This is a genomic window from Bradyrhizobium septentrionale (assembly GCF_011516645.4).
GTDB classification, from domain to species: domain Bacteria; phylum Pseudomonadota; class Alphaproteobacteria; order Rhizobiales; family Xanthobacteraceae; genus Bradyrhizobium; species Bradyrhizobium septentrionale.
In genome coordinates this window covers 1-22,168 of the sequence record NZ_CP088286.1, presented here as the reverse complement: position 1 = coordinate 22,168, position 22,168 = coordinate 1, and the positions used below count along the sequence as shown (strand labels likewise).

At 59.2% G+C, this 22,168-nt stretch carries 22 protein-coding genes and 6 pseudogenes; 20 read left to right on the top strand and 8 right to left on the bottom strand.

The genetic code is table 11. The features are described from left to right. On the bottom strand, positions 1 to 1,095 hold the full coding sequence (locus HAP48_RS49260) for a replication protein RepA (RefSeq protein WP_224497348.1): 1,095 nt from the start codon (positions 1,093 to 1,095) through the stop codon (positions 1 to 3). A 216-nt stretch (positions 1,096 to 1,311) separates the two neighbouring features. Between HAP48_RS49260 and HAP48_RS49255 the strand changes: the two genes are divergently transcribed. Both HAP48_RS49255 and HAP48_RS49250 read left to right on the top strand, forming a co-directional pair. Beyond that, a complete protein-coding gene (locus HAP48_RS49255) occupies positions 1,312 to 1,980 on the top strand; it encodes a ParA family protein (RefSeq protein ID WP_224497349.1) in 669 nt (222 codons plus the stop codon). Then, on the top strand, positions 1,955 to 2,293 hold the full coding sequence (locus HAP48_RS49250) for a hypothetical protein (RefSeq protein WP_224497350.1): 339 nt from the start codon (positions 1,955 to 1,957) through the stop codon (positions 2,291 to 2,293). Before HAP48_RS49255 ends, HAP48_RS49250 begins: the two co-directional genes overlap by 26 nt. A gap of 7 nt (positions 2,294 to 2,300) precedes the next feature. On the opposite strand, the gene HAP48_RS49245 is transcribed toward HAP48_RS49250, so the two are convergent. From HAP48_RS49245 to HAP48_RS49240, 3 genes and pseudogenes are all read right to left on the bottom strand, one after another. Next, positions 2,301 to 2,651, bottom strand: coding sequence for a transposase (locus tag HAP48_RS49245; RefSeq protein WP_224497351.1), 351 nt, complete (start codon positions 2,649 to 2,651; stop codon positions 2,301 to 2,303). A 97-nt stretch (positions 2,652 to 2,748) separates the two neighbouring features. After that, a pseudogene (locus HAP48_RS51105) lies at positions 2,749 to 2,974 on the bottom strand (IS110 family transposase); the annotation flags it as partial. Between the two features lie 507 nt (positions 2,975 to 3,481). Further along, complete coding sequence (locus HAP48_RS49240; protein WP_224497342.1) at positions 3,482 to 3,724, bottom strand: DUF6471 domain-containing protein; 243 nt, start codon at positions 3,722 to 3,724, stop codon at positions 3,482 to 3,484. 302 nt (positions 3,725 to 4,026) lie between these two features. On the opposite strand from HAP48_RS49240, the pseudogene HAP48_RS49235 reads away from it, so the two are divergent. From HAP48_RS49235 to HAP48_RS50360, 8 genes and pseudogenes are all read left to right on the top strand, one after another. Beyond that, a pseudogene (locus tag HAP48_RS49235) lies at positions 4,027 to 4,251 on the top strand (transposase); the annotation flags it as partial. Positions 4,252 to 4,423: 172 nt separating this feature from the next. Next, positions 4,424 to 4,729 (top strand): hypothetical protein, encoded by a 306-nt coding sequence (locus HAP48_RS49230; RefSeq protein ID WP_224497343.1) that lies wholly within the window; start codon positions 4,424 to 4,426, stop codon positions 4,727 to 4,729. 307 nt (positions 4,730 to 5,036) lie between these two features. Further along, positions 5,037 to 5,720 (top strand): Fe(II)-2OG oxygenase family protein, encoded by a 684-nt coding sequence (locus HAP48_RS49225; RefSeq protein ID WP_224497344.1) that lies wholly within the window; start codon positions 5,037 to 5,039, stop codon positions 5,718 to 5,720. After that, complete coding sequence (locus HAP48_RS49220; protein ID WP_224497345.1) at positions 5,717 to 6,676, top strand: hypothetical protein; 960 nt, start codon at positions 5,717 to 5,719, stop codon at positions 6,674 to 6,676. Before HAP48_RS49225 ends, HAP48_RS49220 begins: the two co-directional genes overlap by 4 nt. 453 nt (positions 6,677 to 7,129) lie before the next feature. Further along, positions 7,130 to 7,528: a hypothetical protein gene (locus tag HAP48_RS49215; RefSeq protein ID WP_224497346.1), complete on the top strand. Its 399-nt coding sequence runs from the start codon at positions 7,130 to 7,132 to the stop codon at positions 7,526 to 7,528. A gap of 393 nt (positions 7,529 to 7,921) precedes the next feature. Next, positions 7,922 to 8,239: pseudogene (locus tag HAP48_RS49210) on the top strand (IS21 family transposase); the annotation flags it as partial. A gap of 1,590 nt (positions 8,240 to 9,829) precedes the next feature. Then, complete coding sequence (locus HAP48_RS49205; RefSeq protein ID WP_224497347.1) at positions 9,830 to 10,399, top strand: recombinase family protein; 570 nt, start codon at positions 9,830 to 9,832, stop codon at positions 10,397 to 10,399. Beyond that, on the top strand, positions 10,396 to 10,833 hold the full coding sequence (locus HAP48_RS50360; RefSeq protein ID WP_275949213.1) for a WGR domain-containing protein: 438 nt from the start codon (positions 10,396 to 10,398) through the stop codon (positions 10,831 to 10,833). The genes HAP48_RS49205 and HAP48_RS50360 overlap by 4 nt, the downstream gene beginning before the upstream one ends. A gap of 251 nt (positions 10,834 to 11,084) precedes the next feature. On the opposite strand, the gene HAP48_RS49195 is transcribed toward HAP48_RS50360, so the two are convergent. Then, complete coding sequence (locus HAP48_RS49195) at positions 11,085 to 12,179, bottom strand: replication protein RepA (RefSeq protein WP_224497348.1); 1,095 nt, start codon at positions 12,177 to 12,179, stop codon at positions 11,085 to 11,087. Between the two features lie 216 nt (positions 12,180 to 12,395). Between HAP48_RS49195 and HAP48_RS49190 the strand changes: the two genes are divergently transcribed. Further along, complete coding sequence (locus tag HAP48_RS49190) at positions 12,396 to 13,064, top strand: ParA family protein (protein WP_224497349.1); 669 nt, start codon at positions 12,396 to 12,398, stop codon at positions 13,062 to 13,064. After that, positions 13,039 to 13,377, top strand: coding sequence for a hypothetical protein (locus HAP48_RS49185; protein WP_224497350.1), 339 nt, complete (start codon positions 13,039 to 13,041; stop codon positions 13,375 to 13,377). The genes HAP48_RS49190 and HAP48_RS49185 overlap by 26 nt, the downstream gene beginning before the upstream one ends. Positions 13,378 to 13,384: 7 nt before the next feature. Here HAP48_RS49185 and HAP48_RS49180 read toward each other — a convergent pair whose 3' ends face one another. From HAP48_RS49180 to HAP48_RS49175, 3 genes and pseudogenes are all read right to left on the bottom strand, one after another. Beyond that, entirely contained in the window at positions 13,385 to 13,735 is a 351-nt protein-coding gene (locus HAP48_RS49180; RefSeq protein WP_224497351.1) for a transposase, read from the bottom strand. Between the two features lie 97 nt (positions 13,736 to 13,832). Beyond that, positions 13,833 to 14,058 (bottom strand): annotated as a pseudogene (locus HAP48_RS51100) (IS110 family transposase); the annotation flags it as partial. A gap of 507 nt (positions 14,059 to 14,565) precedes the next feature. Further along, positions 14,566 to 14,808: a DUF6471 domain-containing protein gene (locus HAP48_RS49175; protein ID WP_224497342.1), complete on the bottom strand. Its 243-nt coding sequence runs from the start codon at positions 14,806 to 14,808 to the stop codon at positions 14,566 to 14,568. A gap of 302 nt (positions 14,809 to 15,110) precedes the next feature. Here HAP48_RS49175 and HAP48_RS49170 point away from each other — a divergent pair. The 8 genes and pseudogenes from HAP48_RS49170 to HAP48_RS50355 all read left to right on the top strand — a co-directional run. Continuing rightward, positions 15,111 to 15,335, top strand: a pseudogene (locus HAP48_RS49170) (transposase); the annotation flags it as partial. A 172-nt stretch (positions 15,336 to 15,507) separates the two neighbouring features. Next, complete coding sequence (locus HAP48_RS49165; RefSeq protein ID WP_224497343.1) at positions 15,508 to 15,813, top strand: hypothetical protein; 306 nt, start codon at positions 15,508 to 15,510, stop codon at positions 15,811 to 15,813. A gap of 307 nt (positions 15,814 to 16,120) precedes the next feature. Further along, positions 16,121 to 16,804: a Fe(II)-2OG oxygenase family protein gene (locus tag HAP48_RS49160; RefSeq protein WP_224497344.1), complete on the top strand. Its 684-nt coding sequence runs from the start codon at positions 16,121 to 16,123 to the stop codon at positions 16,802 to 16,804. Continuing rightward, positions 16,801 to 17,760: a hypothetical protein gene (locus tag HAP48_RS49155; RefSeq protein ID WP_224497345.1), complete on the top strand. Its 960-nt coding sequence runs from the start codon at positions 16,801 to 16,803 to the stop codon at positions 17,758 to 17,760. The genes HAP48_RS49160 and HAP48_RS49155 overlap by 4 nt, the downstream gene beginning before the upstream one ends. A gap of 453 nt (positions 17,761 to 18,213) precedes the next feature. Continuing rightward, complete coding sequence (locus HAP48_RS49150; protein ID WP_224497346.1) at positions 18,214 to 18,612, top strand: hypothetical protein; 399 nt, start codon at positions 18,214 to 18,216, stop codon at positions 18,610 to 18,612. Between the two features lie 393 nt (positions 18,613 to 19,005). Next, positions 19,006 to 19,323 (top strand): annotated as a pseudogene (locus tag HAP48_RS49145) (IS21 family transposase); the annotation flags it as partial. Between the two features lie 1,590 nt (positions 19,324 to 20,913). Next, entirely contained in the window at positions 20,914 to 21,483 is a 570-nt protein-coding gene (locus HAP48_RS49140) for a recombinase family protein (RefSeq protein WP_224497347.1), read from the top strand. Then, on the top strand, positions 21,480 to 21,917 hold the full coding sequence (locus tag HAP48_RS50355) for a WGR domain-containing protein (RefSeq protein ID WP_275949213.1): 438 nt from the start codon (positions 21,480 to 21,482) through the stop codon (positions 21,915 to 21,917). The genes HAP48_RS49140 and HAP48_RS50355 overlap by 4 nt, the downstream gene beginning before the upstream one ends. The last annotated feature ends 251 nt before the right edge of the window (positions 21,918 to 22,168 follow it).

Sequence of the window (22,168 nt, the reverse complement as noted above, 5' to 3'; positions counted from 1 at the left end):
CTATTTTTTGCGGGAGCGTACCGCTGGCAACGCCAGCACGTCAGGCCCGGCAGGCTCAAGCCGAATGCCGTTTTCGTCGAGCTTGACCGGCAGCTTCGGGAACACTTCCTTGATGTGCGCCAGCTCCAGGGCCATGCGCGATCGGAAATCGCGTTGCCGTCCGAACCCCTGCCCGAATTGCTCGCCCAGGGCGTTCCAGCTGATGTTGAGCGGCTTGGTAATGTTGTAGAGCTTGTAACCAAGCCAAAAATACAAATCGAGTTTGCGCGCGGAGCCAGCGAAGGCCCTCACCGCCTGGCTATTCACCGGCAGTGCGTGGCGTTGCAGGCTCTCAAAAAACGTATCGTTGAAGGTCACAGTGCTAGGCCACAACGAGCGCTGGTCAGGATGCGGAGCCAGCCACACGTCAACCTCATCGAATGGCGTCACCGATTTTGTGCGCGCCCGCACGCCGTCCCACACGCTTACTTTCATAGTGCAGGCCGCCAGCGCGTTTATCTGTTCCTTGAATGCCGTCAGCGGCCCCTTTTTGCCGCCGCTGTCTGAAAAGCCCATATCGCGCACGAAGCCGGTCAGGCTCTCGGCAATGTCGATGGTTGGCGATTTCTGCCTGATACCCTCGGAACACAGGTGCATCATCACAAGCCGAGCCTTGGGGCCGAACGGCAGCGGCTGCACGATCTTTTTGCCTTCCGCGTTGCGGAGATACCCAGCCGATAGATCGAGGGCCATGTTGCCTTGGACGCGCTCGAACTCGCGCACGTCCACTGGCTGCCGCTCATAAGGCATGCCGCAGATCGCAATCACGCTGTGCAGGTGCCGCACATCGGCGGCCGTGGGCGTCGAATTTTCAAAAACTTCTCTGATCCCGTAGCGTCGCCGCTGTTCGCGCGGCATGCTCGCCAGCCGGGTTTGCTTCTCACCCTCGTGAGCAGCCTTGGCGTCGCGCTCTCGCTGGATGCTTTGATAGACCCGCAGGGATGACTCGTAGGCGATCGAGCCCCGCGCCTTTTCCACGCTCGCCAACAGGTCGGCGTCGCGGATGCCGTCCACGGCGACGAGCGTTAGGGCGTTGGTCGGTTCCGAATCAGCCACGCCTCAAAGTATGCCACGGCCGAATCCGCGCCTAGCCTGGCGCCCGCTCATTGCGCAGATTTCCCGTACCGCTGTGGCGCCGTAGCAGCATATTAGTATGCTGCTATTCTGCCGCCGTACTAATATGCTAATATGCTGCTGCACTGCTGTAACAGCATGTTAATATATTGCTACGACAGTATGGCTGCACATTGCTACCGGCCATAGGATAACCCCATGAACGTCATCAGCTTTGTCAATCAGAAGGGCGGCACCGGCAAAAGCATGCTCGCCATAAACTTGGCCGTAGCGGCGCAAGAATCCGGCGAAAATGTCTGCCTGATCGACCTCGATCCCCAGGGGACGATCGTCAACTGGTACGACACCAGGACGGCCGAAACCCCGAATGTGGTCAACCATGAGCAGATGCCGAACCTAACCGAAGCCCTGGAGCGGCTAGGGCAGGGGGGCTTTACCCTAGTGATCATCGACACTAAGGGCGAGGACAGCCACGCCACGCGCGGCGCCATGTTGGCGGCCGACCTTTGCCTGATCCCGATCCGCCCGGCAGGCCCCGACCTGCACGCTTCCCGGCCGACCATGGAAGCCCTGCGCAGCATGAAGCGCGACTTTGCCCTGATCATCAACCAGGCCACGCCCAACAAGGCCGCCAAGATCACGGCCGCGATCATGGCCAGCCTGGCGCATGACGGCCCCGTAGTGCCGCAGGCCGTGGCTGCCCGCATGGATCACCAATACGCCTACGCGCTAGGGCAGGGCGCCAGCGAATACGAACCAGGCGGCAAGGCCGCCGAGGAAATCAAAGAGCTTTGGGCGTGGTGCCGTAAGCGCCTGGGGAAACAACAAGGAGATGCGACCAGTGAACAAGCGAAACGACGCGCTTAGTCATCTAGTGGCACGGCCAGCGCCGCAGCCGGTTCCGGCTGACAACATCGTGCCGCTGAATGCCGAGCCCGAGCAGGCCCAGGCGGCCGAGGCGCCCAGCATCGAGCAGCCGAAGGTGAGGGCAGAGGCTCCGAAGAAGCCTGCCCGCAAGACCGTGGCCAATTCGGCCGCGCGCGCGATGTTGTACCTGCCCCCGAAGGCCAAGCGGAAATTTAAGGAAATCGCTTTTCATGAGGAGCGGAAAGAGCACGACGTCTACGTCGAGGCATTGCGCGAATACCTCGAAAAACGCGGCCATAAGGGGCTTTTGTAGCAGCATACTAGCTAGGAGCCCGTCCAGATATGTTTTCGTGACGGGCATTTGTTGTAGAGCTTTCCACGACCAGCGGTGCGAATGTCGACTGCGATACCTCGCACGGCGCCAACATGCCTCGCTGTCGAAAGCGTGGTCGCCAATCGTAAATCTGCCAGCGCGTCGCTCCGTGCTTGCGCGCCACCTCGGACACCTCGGACACCTGGGCACCGGGTAGCAGACTCTCGGCGACGATCCGGGCTCTCTCAGCCTCCGAACGCACACGGCGCCCCGACGGTCCTTCGAGGACCTCCAGCCGGCTCACCGGCCCTAACGGTGAGCCGGCCAAATGGACGTCCTTTTTGCTGTCCAATCCCATCCAAACCTCCGTTCCAAGCCGGAGGCTTCTTCGCACATTCATTCTAACTCTGAAGCCAGGGTATCGGCTTCGCGCTTACCGCTTGTCGGCGTCACGAACTGATCAGTCGGACCTGATGGCCAAGCTCCGTGAGCACGCGAGCGCCCAATAACGCGCCCCGTTGGAAGCCTCCATGCCGACCAGGCAGGCCGGTAACCTGGCGAAAAAGCTGGCCATCATCGCGACGCAACCTCTTTCGCACAACGACTTTCCCGTGGTTGTTCGACGCCGTGAACTTCGAAGACATACTTCGCCAGATCTAGACCTATCCGAACGACCTGCATGTGGTGTCGCGGACGTAGCGAGCGTGAATAGTCCGGCGCCCGTTTTTCCACCGAATCTGCGCGGCCTCCTAAGCGGCTGCCGGTCTGCCCTATCCATCTGACGACTGGCCCGGGAAAGCGGGGGATTGCCGGCGAAAAATGCGGTATTATGGCGCAAACGCCACAAGCTAAATTTGTCTGGCTGAAGCCACCTTTTAAGTGAACGGTCCCGGTCGGGGCTGGGGGGCAAAAACCGGGACCGCCCCGGGCACGCCCCAGCGCGGGAAGGCACCCAACAATTCTAATGGTTCCGGTTCATCGATGGTTCCAAGCGCCCATTGCTCTCCGCCCAACAATCTTTTTCTGGCGATGAGCAATTCTATACAGACGGCTCCGATCTATCCTGCATTTAGTCGCCGATTGCCGGTCACGACGCATATTAGCATTCAGCCCGACGCGGCGGCGTCTGGCTTTTGCGCGTGTCCAAATTCGATGGAGCGAATTTCTAATGAGAGCTTAGGTCAACGCCTAGATTTCCTCCAAGACCACCTGTTCAAGCTCCAGCGCAGCAACGCACGCAAGAAAGAAGATCGCCGTAAACGATCCCCGTTTCAGCTTCATGGTGATCCCGGCTTCGGTCTCGTCTTTCAGGCCGTGCTTTTTCAGCCGCTTGACCAACTCAGCATAGGTCACGTCCGCTTTCTTCATTTCCGCCTTGAGGAAGGCGCTCGCACGCTGGCCCCATTCCTCTTCCGCCTTGGGTAGGACCATGGCATCTCCTATCGATTCCGTGAGCTAACAAATACGATAGACCGGCCTTGACTTCCGGTCAAACGGTTCATATCCGTTAGCTATCATATTCGATAGGATGCGGCAATGCGCGGCAGACCGACGAAAGACCCTCACACCCGTCCGGCCATCAACACCCTTGAACGGCTCCATATGGAGCTAGCCCGTCTTATTCGTCAGAGTGCGCCTGAGAGGCTGGCGAGCGTGGTGTAAAGCGCTGATGCGGCGTAGGATTCGGTTGCGAAGCCAACCCCATCACCTCAACCGCGAACGCCAGGCCCGCCATGACCGATGATACGATTCTGCCCTTCTCGTTTCCAGCCGTTCACGCCAAGAAAGTCACAGCTGCCTTCGATGGCGGTCGGCTGACCTCGAACGGGGGCGTGATGCTTCTGGCGATGGCCGAGCGGCGTCTCGGCTTGGCCGACAATTTGGCCCGGGTGTTCCCGGATCGGCGCGATCCAACGCGGGTCGTGCACAGCCTTGTCGATATGTTCCGCGCGCGCATAGGTGAAAGCTGATCTCATTCGCGTAGACCCTATTGAAGCGGGTGTTGCGCATTCGCTCGTCCGCTTTCGGCTTGGAGCGCAATTCGAGGGATTTTTTTTCGAAGAATAGGTGGCATCCGGCGATAGCGGTTCCCACGTTCCGAGCACGGAACTTTTCTGAAGGGTGAACCATATGGGTGCCGCTAAGGAAATGATGCTGCAGCGTGAAGGTATGACCGGCGTTGCGGAGGAAGTGGCAATAGCTGCAGATCTGGGCGAGCGGTGCGAAATGCACAAGGACGTTTTCATGGGCGAGTTCCCGGACGAGGAACTGCTCGTGGAGGCATACAAAATCGCGAACGCACGGATTACGAAGGGTGAGATTGAGTTGCCGTCGATGATGTCTCGCCGGGATTTCACTGACCTGATCAAAGAAGTCGTTGAGCAAGCCCCGGTTTTCTGTCCCGAGTGCGAGCGGTTGTTCGGCAAGGACGACTGAGTTTTCGCTGCGTGCCGTGTGCTCTCGCGGCGAAGCGATAAACGTGATGCCCCATGACTGCTGGTCTTGTCCTCAGCTAGTCACGGCGCACGTGCCCCCCTGAGGAGATTGGCGTCGATCGCCTGGGCGGTCGTCATCAACAGCGAACTTGCAGATGTTATGCGAGTGAAGCAAGCGCTATCCTTGCGAGAAGATACGCTGAAGCTGCTTGGAAAATACAAAAGTTGGCCTAGCTAAAGCCTGATCGGCGAAGCCGGATGCTCCTATCTGACCTCGACGATGATGTTAGGTTGTGTAAGCTTGAGGCATGCAGGCCAATCCCACACCCATCGATCAGCTCAATCTTGCCGGCCGAGTTTTGCAGGACGGTTGGTTCAAATCAACCGTGACCGAGGTGGGCCACGATATGCACTCGGCGCCGGAAACTATCGCGATGCTACTCGGTAAGCCGATAACCGGCCGCGCCGGGCAGAAGATCGAGCCATTGATGCCGACAGAGCCAGCTAGGGCGAACGCGAAATCCCTGAGCGTGGTGCACGGTCTCGGATCATTCCCAATGCACACGGACGGCGCGCACCGGCTCCAGCCGCCCCGGTTCGTGGTGCTGGTGTGTGCTTCACCAGGCAGGTCCCCGGTCCCCACGACCTTGATGCGGTTTCGCGACTTGCAGATCGGCACATCAGAGCGAGCGCAGCTTGAAACGGCGCCCTTCCTCGTACGAAACGGCAGACGGTCATTCTATTCAACCATTTGCAGCCGATCTCGTCCCTTCATCCGGTTTGACGCGGGCTGCATGGTGCCGCAGAGCTCCGAAAGTGAGACGAGTGTCAAGCTGATCGCACATCGTGCGAATGAGGTTGGCTTCACCCCTGTGCACTGGCGAACGGGAGATGTTCTCGTCATTGATAACTGGAATGTGCTGCACGGACGCGGTCTCGGGGTGTCTGAAGCATCGTCCGACAGGAAACTTTTGCGGGTGAGCGTCCAATGAAGAAACCGGCTCCCAAAGCGCCAGCTATGACCACAGCCCTTTCGGCGGATGCGCTGATGGGAAAGTCACAGACCTATATCGGCCGCGCCCTGGCGGCCAAAGCGGCCCGGTCGATGGGCGAATACCAGCTCTGGGCATCACTGGCACTCGAATTGGTTGGCAAGGCAGCTCTAGCAAAGATCCACCCGTGCCTTGTGGCCGACCCGAACAGCTCGGCTTCGTTGTTTGCGGCGGCAGGACGGAGCGTAGACACGGATATCAAAACCATCATCGCAAAGACGGTGTTCGATCGGCTCGCACATGTATCGAAGCGGTTTGACGAAAGCACGAAGAAATTCTGCACCAACATGAGCGAGAAGCAGAATGCCGAGCTGCACTCGGGTGAGGCTCCGTTCGAGGGCGTGATTGCGTCCTCTTGGGAGGGTCGCTACTGGCACACAGCGGAAATCATTCTTGAGGCCAGTGACAGTTCGATCGAAGCTTGGCTCGGTGCCGACAAGGCCAAGGCCCCCAAGGAATTGCTCGCCGAATACACGCATGCGACTGAGCAAGCGGCGAAGGTTCGCGTGCAAACGGCGGCTGACGCCTTCGGCGCACGTCCGAGGAAGGAACGCGAAGAAGCAGACGCTAAGGCAGACGCGATAGGCCTATGGAACGTGCGGAACAGTTTCAGACAACACGCCGATGACATTTGGGAAGCGGAATGCCCGGCATGCAAATCACGGTCGTTCCTTGCGGGGGTCAAATATGACGAGGAGGTCTCCGAGGATGACAACGAAGATGATCCCTATGAAGAGTTGGTCGATGTTTCTTATGTCGCGGAAGAATTCCTGTGCCCTTACTGCAACCTGCATCTTGAAAGCCGCGACTCCATCGAGGCGGTTGGGTTGAACGTCGATCGCATCAAGACAGAAACCCGCCAGCGCGAATACGAGCCCGACTACGGCAACGATTGAGCTGTGGTCTAGCTTTTGGTAGGCAGCGATGATCTAATGCCTCCAGCCTTTCTTGTCGAACTCGACCCGGGTGCCCGCCGGCGGCCGCGGCGGTTGGGCTAGCCTGACAAAATAGCCATGAGCATCTATTTCCCGATTTAAGCTTTCAGGCTGATCCCGTCTTCCCACGCCCACGCCCGGATTTCGTCATAAATCGGATTCCCCCTACTCCGTAGGGGCCGGGCGCCTGTTAATCCCCGCGCACCGTTCATGCGGGGGGGGGGCCGCAGGCGTAATCCCGCGCGCCTCGTCAGAGCAGATGTGCGGCCACATCAATCGGACTAAAAAAACGCACTCTCACGAATAGGACGGGCTAACAAGGCGGGGCTTCTTCTCCGCTGCATCCCAGTCATATTGCTCTCGCAGGAAGTACTTTTTGCTACTCTCGCGAAGGCCTCGAGTCGGAGGGGAAACATGGCTGAGAATAAGAAGTTACCGTTTATGTCCATTGACGAGAATGGCATGCGTGCCGGGAAGCTGGGCGAGGAATATGCAAAATGGGTACTGGATATCCTGCGCAACTTCGTCGTGGTCGCGTTCCTGTTCTTCATCGCTGAGATGTCGGGGAAGTGGTACATGTGGGGCTTGGCAATAGTCGGGGCCATCGCCCTCTACCAGTTCGTTTTTGCATACGTCAACCAAGCGCAGTTCAATCTAGGACCCGCGAGAGAAGGCGGCCCAACCGGCGTCGATATCCTACTCAGAATATTCCTAATATTGGTCGCGTCCGCCATAACCGCAGCCCTGACATTATCTTCAATTGCGGCTTTTCTAGCCGTCATCAAAGAGATTGCTGCTGTCCAGGCTAAGTGATGTGGCGTAGTACGATATACCTGACGGGATGCTTGTTCATGAATGATTGGGCGCTCGCTGTCCGCAAGTTAGATGAGATTGTGAAACAGACTGCCATCGCCGCGACAGAAGGCGAACGAGCGGGACTGTACGCTGGCGCTCGGCTTCTACTTTCAGATCTGCACGGCTTTGTCGCGAATGAGGCGGGGGGGGAAACACCTACGCACTCGAGAAAATCGGAAGCGCAAAATGGCACATTGGAGCCGCTCTCGGCTTTGACATCGATAACGGCCATCCCGCCGAGCAACATCGCGCTTGGGCTTACGGAGCGCTGCAAAGCTTGAAGAGCACTCTCGATAAGACGGTGGCGGACGATTGAGCTCGAAGGGGGTCCATTGTGCGGCCCCCCTTAGGGTCGTGACGCTGCGGCGCGGTCGGCCTGTGTCCGAGCGCCAGGGCGGTCATGTTGTGGATTACCGGCACGTCATCCATGCCCTGCGGCGCAAGCCAATGGCGCTCCTCAATCTCGTTTATCGCGACCAACTCTTCCCGCGTGCAGCTTACAAACGTCTGTTCGAGACCTTGCGGGAGCATGGTGATGACCGGCGCGCTTGCAAGGTGACGGTCGAGCTTCTGGCGCTGGCTCACGAGCGCGCCTGCGAAGCAGAACTCGCCGAGGTGATCGCGATGGATCTGGACGCCGGACAGTTACCCGATCTTGCCGCTCTGCGCGTCCGCCCCCCGTTCGCCCAACCCATCCCTCAAGCGCGTTGCAAAGTACCGGTCGTCAGGCGGCGAAAAGCCGAAGGCGATCCTGTGCGCCTCGTCAGACAAAATGTGCGGCCGCATCAATCGGGCCCAAAAGCCGCACTCTCACGAATAGGGCGGGCACTAAAGCTCAAAGGATCACACCGGCCCCACGCAGAAGTAGCCCGATGATCGCCCGCCCCGTGTGGCCTCCGATTGGCTGTCTTGCGCATACGCCGTATTTTATCGGGATAACATTAGGCGTGGAAAACTCTAGGTTGGGTTCGCCGGGGCTGACATTTCAGTACGAGTAAGATTGCAACCGGCAAGGGGTCGCAGAGATGCGGCCCCTTTTCTTCAAGCCCGCCCCGCAAGGCTTTGTGGGCGGAGCCAAGACAGCGCGTCGCATCTCTGGGTGCCGCGCAAATTTCGCTGATGGTGATCTTAGCGCGCCGCAGATCGCCGAACAGCTCGTCCACGATGCCTTGCTCGCGGGTGACTGCACCGTCGCTGATCTGCTTCTTCGTAACGCGGGGAGGCTTCGGCGCAGCCGGGGCCTTCGGTTTCTTTCGTGGGCTTACGCTTTGCGCCCGCGCCAGCAAGAACAGCCTCTGCCTCGGCGACCACATGGACCGGGGGCAGGAACGCAGGGATCATCTCGACGGGAACGAGCAGCGAAATCTCCGGAGCATTGATGACATCATCGCCAATGGTGATCGCGGGTTCGACGGTTTTCGCGTCTGTCTCGCCGCCGGCGGTCACAACCCAGCCGCCGGGTGTCTGCGTCTTGCTCGCCCCCGTTGGTACTTTAGGGTGTTCGGCAGCTGCGCCGCAAGGCCAGCTGGCGGCCTCAGGGAGGCGGCTGGAAGCGCCTTTAGCTGGCGGCGAGAAACGAGAGGCCTCGAAAATATACCAGCGTCACGGGGCTTCTCTGGCCTGTTAAGCCACCATTCGCGAGGGCAGGGTGCGCCGCTTGGGGTTATAGCCAGTGGCCTCCCGAGCGCCCTTGTTGAGAGAAGGGCTGACTCCGGCGCGCTTGCCCAGAAAGCACCCTGCGGCCCATGCTGATCGCGCAGCTCGGTCAGGTAGAAATGCTCGATAAAGGCCGGATCACAGCCTTTGCAGAGATAATTCGCCAACGCTTTGTAAGCGGCATCGGGCCTTGATGAGCTGGATGTTGATGTCGTGGTCGCCGGGTTCCCCTTGCACCTTTTTGACCCCATGAACGCAGCTTGCGTTCAAATTCCTTGATAAGCCGGGGCGGCACGCGCAGCGCCCAGTTTACATGAGGGTCGCCGGGCGCCTCGAAGCTGAACGTATTGCGGCGGTATCTTCACGCCGAGCTTTCGAGCGTGATGGGCAAGCCAGTCACGATACTTGTGGCGGATGTGTTCAAACGCCGTCTGAGGGGAATACTCGACGCCCGTGCGAAGTCGAATGCCCGAAAGATGTTCTGTACCATCTTGCGGCTGATATGCTGGGTTTCTCTCAACATTACGGCTATGCTCATAATTCAAGACTTTTGTGCTTTTTGCTTGCCCGTGCTTTTGCAAGGGGTTACGATGCACAAAAGATATGAGCAAAAGTAGCGCCCAAAATCGCCTGATTGGATATGCCCGCGTCAGCACGACCGGGCAGACCCTCGACGCGCAGCTGGCCCAGTTGAAAGCCGCAGGCTGCGCCGTGATCTTCAAGGACACCGCCAGCGGCGCCCGCGTCGATCGCAAAGAGCTGCAGCGCATGCTCGGCAAGCTGGAGCCCGGCGACGTGGTGACGGTCACACGCATCGACCGCCTGGCGCGGTCGCTGTTCGACCTGTTCGCCATCGTCCAGCGCATCAACCAGGGCGGCGCCGTGTTTCGCTCGATCGCCGAACCTTGGGCCGACACCGGCACCAGCACGGGCCGCATGATGTTGGCCGTGATGGCTGGCATGGCTGACGTGGAGCGCGACCTGATCCGCACCCGGACAGCCGAAGGCCGCGCCAGGGCGACGGCGCGGGGCCAGCATATGGGCCGCCCCCCTAAACTCACCCCCGAGCAGAAGCGCGAGGCTCTGGCTCGCCGCGAAGCCGGAGAACCCCCCGCCGAGATCGCCCGAAGCTACAACGTCAACCGCATGACCATCACGAGGCTAACGGCGTGACTGCGGTCAACCTGGTGCGCATCGACGCCGACAAGAAGATGGCGCGGTTTTACAAACTCGACGTACAGCCCACCTTGTTCGGCGAATGGGCCGTGATCCGCGAATGGGGTCGGATCGGCAGAGGCGGCACCGTGCGATCGACGCCCTATGGCACTGCCAGCGATCGGCAGTGGCGTAAGAAAATTACCAGACACGAACCATCCCATGTGAGGCTCTGGCAGGCTCGACACCCGCCTCGATACGCCGCCTATCTCATTCCGTCATCACCCACTTTCCCGCATAGTTCCTGCTTCCCTTCCCAGCTTCTTTTGGCTGCCATCGGTTCAGCCCGTAGTGTGCTGAACAACAGCACTGGTCGAGGCAGTGGTGTTTCGATCCCTTCCCTTCAAATCCATTTTTCAAAAACCTCTGTTCAGAGATTCGGTAGGTTTTAAGAAAAAAGTGTTCTGCAAAATGTTCTGTAGTGTTCTGTTCTATATATGGCGCGACCAAGTCTGCGGAAAACCGTGACTAAGTCTGCGGAGCAGCGCGACTAGGTCTGCGGGTGAAACGCCCGCCCCGCGACCAAGTCTGCGGAGCAGCGCGACCAAGTCTGCGGCCCCCCCCTGCTATGCCGTTGAAAATACAGGATTCAGCGCAAGGCCAAGCGCGACCAAGTCTGCGGAGCAGAGTTACTCTAAAATCGCTATTTTTTGCGGGAGCGTACCGCTGGCAACGCCAGCACGTCAGGCCCGGCAGGCTCAAGCCGAATGCCGTTTTCGTCGAGCTTGACCGGCAGCTTCGGGAACACTTCCTTGATGTGCGCCAGCTCCAGGGCCATGCGCGATCGGAAATCGCGTTGCCGTCCGAACCCCTGCCCGAATTGCTCGCCCAGGGCGTTCCAGCTGATGTTGAGCGGCTTGGTAATGTTGTAGAGCTTGTAACCAAGCCAAAAATACAAATCGAGTTTGCGCGCGGAGCCAGCGAAGGCCCTCACCGCCTGGCTATTCACCGGCAGTGCGTGGCGTTGCAGGCTCTCAAAAAACGTATCGTTGAAGGTCACAGTGCTAGGCCACAACGAGCGCTGGTCAGGATGCGGAGCCAGCCACACGTCAACCTCATCGAATGGCGTCACCGATTTTGTGCGCGCCCGCACGCCGTCCCACACGCTTACTTTCATAGTGCAGGCCGCCAGCGCGTTTATCTGTTCCTTGAATGCCGTCAGCGGCCCCTTTTTGCCGCCGCTGTCTGAAAAGCCCATATCGCGCACGAAGCCGGTCAGGCTCTCGGCAATGTCGATGGTTGGCGATTTCTGCCTGATACCCTCGGAACACAGGTGCATCATCACAAGCCGAGCCTTGGGGCCGAACGGCAGCGGCTGCACGATCTTTTTGCCTTCCGCGTTGCGGAGATACCCAGCCGATAGATCGAGGGCCATGTTGCCTTGGACGCGCTCGAACTCGCGCACGTCCACTGGCTGCCGCTCATAAGGCATGCCGCAGATCGCAATCACGCTGTGCAGGTGCCGCACATCGGCGGCCGTGGGCGTCGAATTTTCAAAAACTTCTCTGATCCCGTAGCGTCGCCGCTGTTCGCGCGGCATGCTCGCCAGCCGGGTTTGCTTCTCACCCTCGTGAGCAGCCTTGGCGTCGCGCTCTCGCTGGATGCTTTGATAGACCCGCAGGGATGACTCGTAGGCGATCGAGCCCCGCGCCTTTTCCACGCTCGCCAACAGGTCGGCGTCGCGGATGCCGTCCACGGCGACGAGCGTTAGGGCGTTGGTCGGTTCCGAATCAGCCACGCCTCAAAGTATGCCACGGCCGAATCCGCGCCTAGCCTGGCGCCCGCTCATTGCGCAGATTTCCCGTACCGCTGTGGCGCCGTAGCAGCATATTAGTATGCTGCTATTCTGCCGCCGTACTAATATGCTAATATGCTGCTGCACTGCTGTAACAGCATGTTAATATATTGCTACGACAGTATGGCTGCACATTGCTACCGGCCATAGGATAACCCCATGAACGTCATCAGCTTTGTCAATCAGAAGGGCGGCACCGGCAAAAGCATGCTCGCCATAAACTTGGCCGTAGCGGCGCAAGAATCCGGCGAAAATGTCTGCCTGATCGACCTCGATCCCCAGGGGACGATCGTCAACTGGTACGACACCAGGACGGCCGAAACCCCGAATGTGGTCAACCATGAGCAGATGCCGAACCTAACCGAAGCCCTGGAGCGGCTAGGGCAGGGGGGCTTTACCCTAGTGATCATCGACACTAAGGGCGAGGACAGCCACGCCACGCGCGGCGCCATGTTGGCGGCCGACCTTTGCCTGATCCCGATCCGCCCGGCAGGCCCCGACCTGCACGCTTCCCGGCCGACCATGGAAGCCCTGCGCAGCATGAAGCGCGACTTTGCCCTGATCATCAACCAGGCCACGCCCAACAAGGCCGCCAAGATCACGGCCGCGATCATGGCCAGCCTGGCGCATGACGGCCCCGTAGTGCCGCAGGCCGTGGCTGCCCGCATGGATCACCAATACGCCTACGCGCTAGGGCAGGGCGCCAGCGAATACGAACCAGGCGGCAAGGCCGCCGAGGAAATCAAAGAGCTTTGGGCGTGGTGCCGTAAGCGCCTGGGGAAACAACAAGGAGATGCGACCAGTGAACAAGCGAAACGACGCGCTTAGTCATCTAGTGGCACGGCCAGCGCCGCAGCCGGTTCCGGCTGACAACATCGTGCCGCTGAATGCCGAGCCCGAGCAGGCCCAGGCGGCCGAGGCGCCCAGCATCGAGCAGCCGAAGGTGAGGGCAGAGGCTCCGAAGAAGCCTGCCCGCAAGACCGTGGCCAATTCGGCCGCGCGCGCGATGTTGTACCTGCCCCCGAAGGCCAAGCGGAAATTTAAGGAAATCGCTTTTCATGAGGAGCGGAAAGAGCACGACGTCTACGTCGAGGCATTGCGCGAATACCTCGAAAAACGCGGCCATAAGGGGCTTTTGTAGCAGCATACTAGCTAGGAGCCCGTCCAGATATGTTTTCGTGACGGGCATTTGTTGTAGAGCTTTCCACGACCAGCGGTGCGAATGTCGACTGCGATACCTCGCACGGCGCCAACATGCCTCGCTGTCGAAAGCGTGGTCGCCAATCGTAAATCTGCCAGCGCGTCGCTCCGTGCTTGCGCGCCACCTCGGACACCTCGGACACCTGGGCACCGGGTAGCAGACTCTCGGCGACGATCCGGGCTCTCTCAGCCTCCGAACGCACACGGCGCCCCGACGGTCCTTCGAGGACCTCCAGCCGGCTCACCGGCCCTAACGGTGAGCCGGCCAAATGGACGTCCTTTTTGCTGTCCAATCCCATCCAAACCTCCGTTCCAAGCCGGAGGCTTCTTCGCACATTCATTCTAACTCTGAAGCCAGGGTATCGGCTTCGCGCTTACCGCTTGTCGGCGTCACGAACTGATCAGTCGGACCTGATGGCCAAGCTCCGTGAGCACGCGAGCGCCCAATAACGCGCCCCGTTGGAAGCCTCCATGCCGACCAGGCAGGCCGGTAACCTGGCGAAAAAGCTGGCCATCATCGCGACGCAACCTCTTTCGCACAACGACTTTCCCGTGGTTGTTCGACGCCGTGAACTTCGAAGACATACTTCGCCAGATCTAGACCTATCCGAACGACCTGCATGTGGTGTCGCGGACGTAGCGAGCGTGAATAGTCCGGCGCCCGTTTTTCCACCGAATCTGCGCGGCCTCCTAAGCGGCTGCCGGTCTGCCCTATCCATCTGACGACTGGCCCGGGAAAGCGGGGGATTGCCGGCGAAAAATGCGGTATTATGGCGCAAACGCCACAAGCTAAATTTGTCTGGCTGAAGCCACCTTTTAAGTGAACGGTCCCGGTCGGGGCTGGGGGGCAAAAACCGGGACCGCCCCGGGCACGCCCCAGCGCGGGAAGGCACCCAACAATTCTAATGGTTCCGGTTCATCGATGGTTCCAAGCGCCCATTGCTCTCCGCCCAACAATCTTTTTCTGGCGATGAGCAATTCTATACAGACGGCTCCGATCTATCCTGCATTTAGTCGCCGATTGCCGGTCACGACGCATATTAGCATTCAGCCCGACGCGGCGGCGTCTGGCTTTTGCGCGTGTCCAAATTCGATGGAGCGAATTTCTAATGAGAGCTTAGGTCAACGCCTAGATTTCCTCCAAGACCACCTGTTCAAGCTCCAGCGCAGCAACGCACGCAAGAAAGAAGATCGCCGTAAACGATCCCCGTTTCAGCTTCATGGTGATCCCGGCTTCGGTCTCGTCTTTCAGGCCGTGCTTTTTCAGCCGCTTGACCAACTCAGCATAGGTCACGTCCGCTTTCTTCATTTCCGCCTTGAGGAAGGCGCTCGCACGCTGGCCCCATTCCTCTTCCGCCTTGGGTAGGACCATGGCATCTCCTATCGATTCCGTGAGCTAACAAATACGATAGACCGGCCTTGACTTCCGGTCAAACGGTTCATATCCGTTAGCTATCATATTCGATAGGATGCGGCAATGCGCGGCAGACCGACGAAAGACCCTCACACCCGTCCGGCCATCAACACCCTTGAACGGCTCCATATGGAGCTAGCCCGTCTTATTCGTCAGAGTGCGCCTGAGAGGCTGGCGAGCGTGGTGTAAAGCGCTGATGCGGCGTAGGATTCGGTTGCGAAGCCAACCCCATCACCTCAACCGCGAACGCCAGGCCCGCCATGACCGATGATACGATTCTGCCCTTCTCGTTTCCAGCCGTTCACGCCAAGAAAGTCACAGCTGCCTTCGATGGCGGTCGGCTGACCTCGAACGGGGGCGTGATGCTTCTGGCGATGGCCGAGCGGCGTCTCGGCTTGGCCGACAATTTGGCCCGGGTGTTCCCGGATCGGCGCGATCCAACGCGGGTCGTGCACAGCCTTGTCGATATGTTCCGCGCGCGCATAGGTGAAAGCTGATCTCATTCGCGTAGACCCTATTGAAGCGGGTGTTGCGCATTCGCTCGTCCGCTTTCGGCTTGGAGCGCAATTCGAGGGATTTTTTTTCGAAGAATAGGTGGCATCCGGCGATAGCGGTTCCCACGTTCCGAGCACGGAACTTTTCTGAAGGGTGAACCATATGGGTGCCGCTAAGGAAATGATGCTGCAGCGTGAAGGTATGACCGGCGTTGCGGAGGAAGTGGCAATAGCTGCAGATCTGGGCGAGCGGTGCGAAATGCACAAGGACGTTTTCATGGGCGAGTTCCCGGACGAGGAACTGCTCGTGGAGGCATACAAAATCGCGAACGCACGGATTACGAAGGGTGAGATTGAGTTGCCGTCGATGATGTCTCGCCGGGATTTCACTGACCTGATCAAAGAAGTCGTTGAGCAAGCCCCGGTTTTCTGTCCCGAGTGCGAGCGGTTGTTCGGCAAGGACGACTGAGTTTTCGCTGCGTGCCGTGTGCTCTCGCGGCGAAGCGATAAACGTGATGCCCCATGACTGCTGGTCTTGTCCTCAGCTAGTCACGGCGCACGTGCCCCCCTGAGGAGATTGGCGTCGATCGCCTGGGCGGTCGTCATCAACAGCGAACTTGCAGATGTTATGCGAGTGAAGCAAGCGCTATCCTTGCGAGAAGATACGCTGAAGCTGCTTGGAAAATACAAAAGTTGGCCTAGCTAAAGCCTGATCGGCGAAGCCGGATGCTCCTATCTGACCTCGACGATGATGTTAGGTTGTGTAAGCTTGAGGCATGCAGGCCAATCCCACACCCATCGATCAGCTCAATCTTGCCGGCCGAGTTTTGCAGGACGGTTGGTTCAAATCAACCGTGACCGAGGTGGGCCACGATATGCACTCGGCGCCGGAAACTATCGCGATGCTACTCGGTAAGCCGATAACCGGCCGCGCCGGGCAGAAGATCGAGCCATTGATGCCGACAGAGCCAGCTAGGGCGAACGCGAAATCCCTGAGCGTGGTGCACGGTCTCGGATCATTCCCAATGCACACGGACGGCGCGCACCGGCTCCAGCCGCCCCGGTTCGTGGTGCTGGTGTGTGCTTCACCAGGCAGGTCCCCGGTCCCCACGACCTTGATGCGGTTTCGCGACTTGCAGATCGGCACATCAGAGCGAGCGCAGCTTGAAACGGCGCCCTTCCTCGTACGAAACGGCAGACGGTCATTCTATTCAACCATTTGCAGCCGATCTCGTCCCTTCATCCGGTTTGACGCGGGCTGCATGGTGCCGCAGAGCTCCGAAAGTGAGACGAGTGTCAAGCTGATCGCACATCGTGCGAATGAGGTTGGCTTCACCCCTGTGCACTGGCGAACGGGAGATGTTCTCGTCATTGATAACTGGAATGTGCTGCACGGACGCGGTCTCGGGGTGTCTGAAGCATCGTCCGACAGGAAACTTTTGCGGGTGAGCGTCCAATGAAGAAACCGGCTCCCAAAGCGCCAGCTATGACCACAGCCCTTTCGGCGGATGCGCTGATGGGAAAGTCACAGACCTATATCGGCCGCGCCCTGGCGGCCAAAGCGGCCCGGTCGATGGGCGAATACCAGCTCTGGGCATCACTGGCACTCGAATTGGTTGGCAAGGCAGCTCTAGCAAAGATCCACCCGTGCCTTGTGGCCGACCCGAACAGCTCGGCTTCGTTGTTTGCGGCGGCAGGACGGAGCGTAGACACGGATATCAAAACCATCATCGCAAAGACGGTGTTCGATCGGCTCGCACATGTATCGAAGCGGTTTGACGAAAGCACGAAGAAATTCTGCACCAACATGAGCGAGAAGCAGAATGCCGAGCTGCACTCGGGTGAGGCTCCGTTCGAGGGCGTGATTGCGTCCTCTTGGGAGGGTCGCTACTGGCACACAGCGGAAATCATTCTTGAGGCCAGTGACAGTTCGATCGAAGCTTGGCTCGGTGCCGACAAGGCCAAGGCCCCCAAGGAATTGCTCGCCGAATACACGCATGCGACTGAGCAAGCGGCGAAGGTTCGCGTGCAAACGGCGGCTGACGCCTTCGGCGCACGTCCGAGGAAGGAACGCGAAGAAGCAGACGCTAAGGCAGACGCGATAGGCCTATGGAACGTGCGGAACAGTTTCAGACAACACGCCGATGACATTTGGGAAGCGGAATGCCCGGCATGCAAATCACGGTCGTTCCTTGCGGGGGTCAAATATGACGAGGAGGTCTCCGAGGATGACAACGAAGATGATCCCTATGAAGAGTTGGTCGATGTTTCTTATGTCGCGGAAGAATTCCTGTGCCCTTACTGCAACCTGCATCTTGAAAGCCGCGACTCCATCGAGGCGGTTGGGTTGAACGTCGATCGCATCAAGACAGAAACCCGCCAGCGCGAATACGAGCCCGACTACGGCAACGATTGAGCTGTGGTCTAGCTTTTGGTAGGCAGCGATGATCTAATGCCTCCAGCCTTTCTTGTCGAACTCGACCCGGGTGCCCGCCGGCGGCCGCGGCGGTTGGGCTAGCCTGACAAAATAGCCATGAGCATCTATTTCCCGATTTAAGCTTTCAGGCTGATCCCGTCTTCCCACGCCCACGCCCGGATTTCGTCATAAATCGGATTCCCCCTACTCCGTAGGGGCCGGGCGCCTGTTAATCCCCGCGCACCGTTCATGCGGGGGGGGGGCCGCAGGCGTAATCCCGCGCGCCTCGTCAGAGCAGATGTGCGGCCACATCAATCGGACTAAAAAAACGCACTCTCACGAATAGGACGGGCTAACAAGGCGGGGCTTCTTCTCCGCTGCATCCCAGTCATATTGCTCTCGCAGGAAGTACTTTTTGCTACTCTCGCGAAGGCCTCGAGTCGGAGGGGAAACATGGCTGAGAATAAGAAGTTACCGTTTATGTCCATTGACGAGAATGGCATGCGTGCCGGGAAGCTGGGCGAGGAATATGCAAAATGGGTACTGGATATCCTGCGCAACTTCGTCGTGGTCGCGTTCCTGTTCTTCATCGCTGAGATGTCGGGGAAGTGGTACATGTGGGGCTTGGCAATAGTCGGGGCCATCGCCCTCTACCAGTTCGTTTTTGCATACGTCAACCAAGCGCAGTTCAATCTAGGACCCGCGAGAGAAGGCGGCCCAACCGGCGTCGATATCCTACTCAGAATATTCCTAATATTGGTCGCGTCCGCCATAACCGCAGCCCTGACATTATCTTCAATTGCGGCTTTTCTAGCCGTCATCAAAGAGATTGCTGCTGTCCAGGCTAAGTGATGTGGCGTAGTACGATATACCTGACGGGATGCTTGTTCATGAATGATTGGGCGCTCGCTGTCCGCAAGTTAGATGAGATTGTGAAACAGACTGCCATCGCCGCGACAGAAGGCGAACGAGCGGGACTGTACGCTGGCGCTCGGCTTCTACTTTCAGATCTGCACGGCTTTGTCGCGAATGAGGCGGGGGGGGAAACACCTACGCACTCGAGAAAATCGGAAGCGCAAAATGGCACATTGGAGCCGCTCTCGGCTTTGACATCGATAACGGCCATCCCGCCGAGCAACATCGCGCTTGGGCTTACGGAGCGCTGCAAAGCTTGAAGAGCACTCTCGATAAGACGGTGGCGGACGATTGAGCTCGAAGGGGGTCCATTGTGCGGCCCCCCTTAGGGTCGTGACGCTGCGGCGCGGTCGGCCTGTGTCCGAGCGCCAGGGCGGTCATGTTGTGGATTACCGGCACGTCATCCATGCCCTGCGGCGCAAGCCAATGGCGCTCCTCAATCTCGTTTATCGCGACCAACTCTTCCCGCGTGCAGCTTACAAACGTCTGTTCGAGACCTTGCGGGAGCATGGTGATGACCGGCGCGCTTGCAAGGTGACGGTCGAGCTTCTGGCGCTGGCTCACGAGCGCGCCTGCGAAGCAGAACTCGCCGAGGTGATCGCGATGGATCTGGACGCCGGACAGTTACCCGATCTTGCCGCTCTGCGCGTCCGCCCCCCGTTCGCCCAACCCATCCCTCAAGCGCGTTGCAAAGTACCGGTCGTCAGGCGGCGAAAAGCCGAAGGCGATCCTGTGCGCCTCGTCAGACAAAATGTGCGGCCGCATCAATCGGGCCCAAAAGCCGCACTCTCACGAATAGGGCGGGCACTAAAGCTCAAAGGATCACACCGGCCCCACGCAGAAGTAGCCCGATGATCGCCCGCCCCGTGTGGCCTCCGATTGGCTGTCTTGCGCATACGCCGTATTTTATCGGGATAACATTAGGCGTGGAAAACTCTAGGTTGGGTTCGCCGGGGCTGACATTTCAGTACGAGTAAGATTGCAACCGGCAAGGGGTCGCAGAGATGCGGCCCCTTTTCTTCAAGCCCGCCCCGCAAGGCTTTGTGGGCGGAGCCAAGACAGCGCGTCGCATCTCTGGGTGCCGCGCAAATTTCGCTGATGGTGATCTTAGCGCGCCGCAGATCGCCGAACAGCTCGTCCACGATGCCTTGCTCGCGGGTGACTGCACCGTCGCTGATCTGCTTCTTCGTAACGCGGGGAGGCTTCGGCGCAGCCGGGGCCTTCGGTTTCTTTCGTGGGCTTACGCTTTGCGCCCGCGCCAGCAAGAACAGCCTCTGCCTCGGCGACCACATGGACCGGGGGCAGGAACGCAGGGATCATCTCGACGGGAACGAGCAGCGAAATCTCCGGAGCATTGATGACATCATCGCCAATGGTGATCGCGGGTTCGACGGTTTTCGCGTCTGTCTCGCCGCCGGCGGTCACAACCCAGCCGCCGGGTGTCTGCGTCTTGCTCGCCCCCGTTGGTACTTTAGGGTGTTCGGCAGCTGCGCCGCAAGGCCAGCTGGCGGCCTCAGGGAGGCGGCTGGAAGCGCCTTTAGCTGGCGGCGAGAAACGAGAGGCCTCGAAAATATACCAGCGTCACGGGGCTTCTCTGGCCTGTTAAGCCACCATTCGCGAGGGCAGGGTGCGCCGCTTGGGGTTATAGCCAGTGGCCTCCCGAGCGCCCTTGTTGAGAGAAGGGCTGACTCCGGCGCGCTTGCCCAGAAAGCACCCTGCGGCCCATGCTGATCGCGCAGCTCGGTCAGGTAGAAATGCTCGATAAAGGCCGGATCACAGCCTTTGCAGAGATAATTCGCCAACGCTTTGTAAGCGGCATCGGGCCTTGATGAGCTGGATGTTGATGTCGTGGTCGCCGGGTTCCCCTTGCACCTTTTTGACCCCATGAACGCAGCTTGCGTTCAAATTCCTTGATAAGCCGGGGCGGCACGCGCAGCGCCCAGTTTACATGAGGGTCGCCGGGCGCCTCGAAGCTGAACGTATTGCGGCGGTATCTTCACGCCGAGCTTTCGAGCGTGATGGGCAAGCCAGTCACGATACTTGTGGCGGATGTGTTCAAACGCCGTCTGAGGGGAATACTCGACGCCCGTGCGAAGTCGAATGCCCGAAAGATGTTCTGTACCATCTTGCGGCTGATATGCTGGGTTTCTCTCAACATTACGGCTATGCTCATAATTCAAGACTTTTGTGCTTTTTGCTTGCCCGTGCTTTTGCAAGGGGTTACGATGCACAAAAGATATGAGCAAAAGTAGCGCCCAAAATCGCCTGATTGGATATGCCCGCGTCAGCACGACCGGGCAGACCCTCGACGCGCAGCTGGCCCAGTTGAAAGCCGCAGGCTGCGCCGTGATCTTCAAGGACACCGCCAGCGGCGCCCGCGTCGATCGCAAAGAGCTGCAGCGCATGCTCGGCAAGCTGGAGCCCGGCGACGTGGTGACGGTCACACGCATCGACCGCCTGGCGCGGTCGCTGTTCGACCTGTTCGCCATCGTCCAGCGCATCAACCAGGGCGGCGCCGTGTTTCGCTCGATCGCCGAACCTTGGGCCGACACCGGCACCAGCACGGGCCGCATGATGTTGGCCGTGATGGCTGGCATGGCTGACGTGGAGCGCGACCTGATCCGCACCCGGACAGCCGAAGGCCGCGCCAGGGCGACGGCGCGGGGCCAGCATATGGGCCGCCCCCCTAAACTCACCCCCGAGCAGAAGCGCGAGGCTCTGGCTCGCCGCGAAGCCGGAGAACCCCCCGCCGAGATCGCCCGAAGCTACAACGTCAACCGCATGACCATCACGAGGCTAACGGCGTGACTGCGGTCAACCTGGTGCGCATCGACGCCGACAAGAAGATGGCGCGGTTTTACAAACTCGACGTACAGCCCACCTTGTTCGGCGAATGGGCCGTGATCCGCGAATGGGGTCGGATCGGCAGAGGCGGCACCGTGCGATCGACGCCCTATGGCACTGCCAGCGATCGGCAGTGGCGTAAGAAAATTACCAGACACGAACCATCCCATGTGAGGCTCTGGCAGGCTCGACACCCGCCTCGATACGCCGCCTATCTCATTCCGTCATCACCCACTTTCCCGCATAGTTCCTGCTTCCCTTCCCAGCTTCTTTTGGCTGCCATCGGTTCAGCCCGTAGTGTGCTGAACAACAGCACTGGTCGAGGCAGTGGTGTTTCGATCCCTTCCCTTCAAATCCATTTTTCAAAAACCTCTGTTCAGAGATTCGGTAGGTTTTAAGAAAAAAGTGTTCTGCAAAATGTTCTGTAGTGTTCTGTTCTATATATGGCGCGACCAAGTCTGCGGAAAACCGTGACTAAGTCTGCGGAGCAGCGCGACTAGGTCTGCGGGTGAAACGCCCGCCCCGCGACCAAGTCTGCGGAGCAGCGCGACCAAGTCTGCGGCCCCCCCCTGCTATGCCGTTGAAAATACAGGATTCAGCGCAAGGCCAAGCGCGACCAAGTCTGCGGAGCAGAGTTACTCTAAAATCG